The following is a 3478-nucleotide window of genomic DNA, read 5'->3' as shown; positions in this document are numbered from 1 at the left end:
CAACGCCGGGCGATCAACCTCCGGGACGGCACCTGCATCATTCCCGGGTGCACGATACCGGCGTACTGGAGTGAGATCCACCACGTCATCCCCGACAGCCAGGGTGGGCCCACTCATACGAACAACGCTACAAGTTGCTAATACGACCCTTCTGTTTGGACATGGGCGTACCGGCTCCGCGGTATGGTCAAGCCATGGAAATAGTGGCAAAAGCCTTCTTGAGTTATGCACATGCCGATAACGAGCGAGAGGGAGGTCGAGTCCTCAAAATCGCCGAGCAAATTAGGTCTGAATTTGAGACTTTGACGGGCACAAGTATCGAGATTTTCACTGATAAGGCTGAAATCTTGTGGGGCCAGGATTTCAGGGCGCGATTAAACGAAGCCCTTCAGGAAACTACGTTCTTCATCCCTATCCTTACTCCGACCTATTTTCTGCGAGACGAATGCAGGAAGGAGATGCGACAGTTCATCACTTCAGCATCTGCTCTCGGCTTGGATCAGCTTCTGCTTTCAATTCGATACACACCTGTTCCGGACCTTCGGGAAGGCAGCACTGATGAGCTTAAAGACCTCGCCGCACGCATGCAGTTCGAATCGTGGGATGGACTCCGTCTCCTCGACGAATCTTCCACTCAATACAGGATGGCGATCAATAGGCTGGCCACGCGCTTGGTCGAGCTAACCCAACGGCTCGAGTCGAGTGGCAGAGACGGCAGTGAGGTCGTTTCCGGAGCCCGACTAATCTCAGTTAGCTTGACGGCCGAGGCGGGGAAAGCCCAAACACCAGCTCAAGACGTTGCCGAAGAAGTCCAGCAGTATCCTGAGGAAGCGGACGAAAGCGTGGACGAAGAGGACGAAGACGCCCCGGGATTAATCGATGTCATCGCAGATGTTGAGCCTGCAATGGAAGAGTGGCGCAAGACCATGGAGATGATTGGGCCAGCGACCGAGCGCTTTAACACCGTGATTGGCGCAGCGACCGAAAAAATGGACGCGGCAAATAGTCGTCCGAATTCCTTCGCTGCGAAGATTGCGATTGCCCGATCAATGGCACGCGATGCTGAAGCGCCTCTGGTTGAAATTGAAACTCTGTCGAAGGACTATTCCACTGCACTTTTGAGGGTTGATGTCGGCGTCCAGGCTTTACTCAAGCTAGCTTCATCTCAATCAAGTACTCACGATGTCGACTCTTTCATCAGTAGCCTTCAAGGGTTGATTCAAGCGGGCCGCGACTCGACCACTAGTGTCCGGTCTGCAGCCGATATTGCAAAAGCCAACGCGGGATTGAGCAGAGACATTAGGCCCGTGCTGAGGAGATTCGAAACTGCATTGAGAAACATCGCAGATGGGATGAGCATTATGGACGGCTGGCAAGACTCGATCGACTTTGCGGCGTAGCCGCGCCTTTACTTGAATAAGCAACATAACTCGGGGAGTCCGGCAGGGACATTCGAGGGCAAGGTTTTGGTGGCCGTAGGCCGCCACAAACCGCGGCAGCGTAGAGAACCCTGTGAACGAATGACAATCATGTAATTCTCCGGTATAAAGGAGCCATACACGAAGGGTGCGGCGCCTTGGGCGTTGCATAACTACTATTGCGGAAGATGTGTGGGACCTCAGTGAGGTTGAGCGGCGCTATAAGGCCAGTGCCCCCGCTCGAATAGAAGCGTTTAGAGGCCAGACCCGGTTGAAATCCGGGAGCTGAAGAGCCTGTCGCTTCTGCGGATGTCGTCGGCACTTCGGTGGTCCCTGTCGGCATCGAACACTGGTCCCTTTATGTATCCTCACACTTCATCGTCCCCTCTGCGATTTCTCGTGCGCCCTGATGCCGGATGGCATTTCAGCCTCTACCCGGACGCGGGTGAAGGCGGCGGGTCATTCCAGTACTCGGTACGTCGAGTACCGGATTACGTTGCACGCGGATCGGCGCGTGACCCGGAACGCGCCGCTGCCGAGGCCGGACGACGTGCGCGTGCACGCCTCCGCCGCTATTGCGCAGCGAACAGGCTGAATCGGCTCGGCACTCTGACCTATGCCGGTTCCGGCAATCACGACCCGGGTGTGTTGCGCGAGCATCTGGCGGACTTCTTCCGCTCTCTGCGGGAGAGCCTGGGCGGGTGCGCTGCCTTACGCGTGGGTGCCGGAATGGCACAAGTCTGGTCATGGGCTGCACGCGCACTTCGCTGTTGGGCGGTTCATCAAGCGTTCACTGATCGTTGACGCATGGCGGCATGGATTCGTGCATATCAAGCTCCTAGGCGACCTCCGGGTTGGTTCTGGGGCTCTTTCACAATCTCGCCTCGCCGCCGGGTATCTATCGAAATACGTAGCGAAGACGTTCGCGGATCCCACGGTTCGGGCTCTCGGGTTGCACCGGTATGACGTGGCACAGGGTTTCCAGCCGGAGGTGATGCGCTTATCGGCCTCCTCCTCGGATGCAGTGGTCGAGGAAGCCTCTGAGCTGATGAGTAGCGCACCGGTCACGCAATGGTCGTCCTCGGAGAACACTGAATGGAAGGGCCCTCCCGCTATCTGGGCGCAGTGGGGGCGATGATGGGCCTCGACGTGGACGCTGTACGGGCGTGGGTGGAGCGCACCTGTGCTGAACAAGGGGTGCCGGTGTTCGTGGCGGATGCCGCTCTCGTTGGCCGGGTTGGGAGCCTGTTGGGGGCCGGGGGCTCGGCGGGGGCCCCGAAGGGGCGAGCCGGAGCACCGGGCCTTACAGGTTCCAGGCGGGAACGATCCGGTTCGGATCGAACTTCCCACCCTTCTTCACCGCCGGAGCGATGACTGCATGATCGAGGACTGCCGATACGATCGCCGCTTGCCGTTGCAGGTTCATCTCTTCCCAGCGGGTGCGCAGTTCGGCACCGTGGCCGACGATTCCTTCCAACGCTGTGGTGCCGGTGATCTGGGACAGCTGCCGGTCGATGGACTTGATTCGGTGCTCTAGCGGCTCTCGGGCGGCCTTCCATTCCGGGCGTGAGATTTCATCGTCAGCCCACATGCTGGCTAGCTCGTCCATCTTTGCTTGATCGCGGTTGAGCTGTTCGAGGAGTTCGCTATGTCGGGCATCGTCGGCTCTGCGGCCGGTGAGGGTGTCTTGCATCTGCGGGGTATCGAGTCGGTAGAGGACGGCGGCTGCGATCAACTGCTCGACTGGCGGCGCGGTGACGGTGATTCCCCCGCACCCGCGATGGTCGGGCCCTGACAGGCAAACGTAGCGACGCTCGAGCTGCCGGGCTGAGGAATACAGGTTGGAGCCGCATTTGCCGCACCGGAGTAGCCCAGTGAGCAGGTAGCTTCGGGGAGCGCGGCGGCCGGATGCTGTCCTCGCCGCGAACATGTTTGGCCTTGACCCCGTTGGGTGGACGCCATTCAAGAGAGAATGTTCATTATGGGAAAGACACGTCGGGAGTTCACTCCTGAGTACAAGGACGAAGCCGTGAAGCTGGTGGTCAACACCGGGAGGCCGG

Annotated in this window: 4 protein-coding genes and 1 pseudogene; 3 read left to right on the top strand and 2 right to left on the bottom strand. The window is 58.9% G+C overall.

Translation table 11 applies throughout. The annotated features are described in order from the left end of the window. Positions 1-12: 12 nt before the first annotated feature. Complete coding sequence (locus tag DL891_RS17860) at positions 13-141, top strand: HNH endonuclease signature motif containing protein (protein WP_368665645.1); 129 nt, start codon at positions 13-15, stop codon at positions 139-141. Between the two features lie 53 nt (positions 142-194). Beyond that, positions 195-1400 carry a toll/interleukin-1 receptor domain-containing protein gene (locus DL891_RS16445; protein ID WP_157962583.1) on the top strand — a complete coding sequence of 402 codons (1206 nt, stop codon included), beginning with the start codon at positions 195-197 and terminating at the stop codon, positions 1398-1400. Between the two features lie 1321 nt (positions 1401-2721). Here the strand turns inward: DL891_RS16445 and DL891_RS17605 are convergent. Then, positions 2722-3027, bottom strand: a complete 306-nt coding sequence (locus DL891_RS17605; protein WP_232819237.1) for a hypothetical protein — start codon at positions 3025-3027, stop codon at positions 2722-2724. A 39-nt stretch (positions 3028-3066) separates the two neighbouring features. On the opposite strand from DL891_RS17605, the gene DL891_RS17600 reads away from it, so the two are divergent. Beyond that, the gene (locus tag DL891_RS17600; RefSeq protein ID WP_232819236.1) at positions 3067-3213 is read left to right on the top strand and encodes a hypothetical protein; all 147 of its coding nucleotides are present in this window, start codon (positions 3067-3069) and stop codon (positions 3211-3213) included. Here the strand turns inward: DL891_RS17600 and DL891_RS17855 are convergent. Further along, positions 3196-3348, bottom strand: a pseudogene (locus DL891_RS17855) (zinc ribbon domain-containing protein); the annotation flags it as partial. The gene DL891_RS17600 and the pseudogene DL891_RS17855 sit on opposite strands and share 18 nt — an antisense overlap. Positions 3349-3478: the final 130 nt, after the last annotated feature.

It is taken from the genome of Homoserinimonas sp. OAct 916 (assembly GCF_003260275.1).
In the GTDB taxonomy this organism is placed as follows: domain Bacteria; phylum Actinomycetota; class Actinomycetes; order Actinomycetales; family Microbacteriaceae; genus OACT-916.
Note: the sequence above shows the minus strand (reverse complement) of the source record. Positions and strands in the feature narration are given on the sequence as shown.

Coding starts and splice junctions, on each gene's coding strand:
- DL891_RS17605 (WP_232819237.1), bottom strand. CDS start 3,027: ATGGACGAGCTAGCCAGCATGTGGGCTGACGATGAAATCTCACGCCCG.
- DL891_RS17600 (WP_232819236.1), top strand. CDS start 3,067: ATGTCGGGCATCGTCGGCTCTGCGGCCGGTGAGGGTGTCTTGCATCTG.
- DL891_RS16445 (WP_157962583.1), top strand. CDS start 195: ATGGAAATAGTGGCAAAAGCCTTCTTGAGTTATGCACATGCCGATAAC.